Origin of the sequence: Flavobacterium sp. UW10123 (genome assembly GCF_040538975.1) — a bacterium.
Classification (GTDB): Bacteria; Bacteroidota; Bacteroidia; order Flavobacteriales; family Flavobacteriaceae; genus Flavobacterium.
The window spans coordinates 1-203 of the sequence record NZ_JBEWQE010000049.1 but is presented as its reverse complement, the minus strand read 5'-3'; the positions used below and the strand labels follow the sequence as shown (position 1 = coordinate 203).

At 47.8% G+C, this 203-nt stretch carries 1 protein-coding gene; it reads left to right on the top strand.

Annotated elements, in window-relative coordinates:
- The coding region (locus ABXT06_RS22745) for a hypothetical protein (protein ID WP_354592763.1) at nucleotides 1-203 on the top strand (203 nt) is incomplete at both ends.

Genomic DNA, 203 nt, shown 5'->3' with positions numbered 1-203 from the left:
CAAACGCTGGAACATACACCAACACTTGGACTGTAAAAGACGATTGCGGAAACACTTCTGAAACTTTCACTCAGATAATTACAATTGAGGACAAAACAGCGCCAACATGGAATACCGTGGCCGGCACACTAAACGCAACTTTAGAATGCAGCGACACCGAAGGGCTTGCTGCCGCTCAGGCTCAATTCCCTACAGCTTCTGAC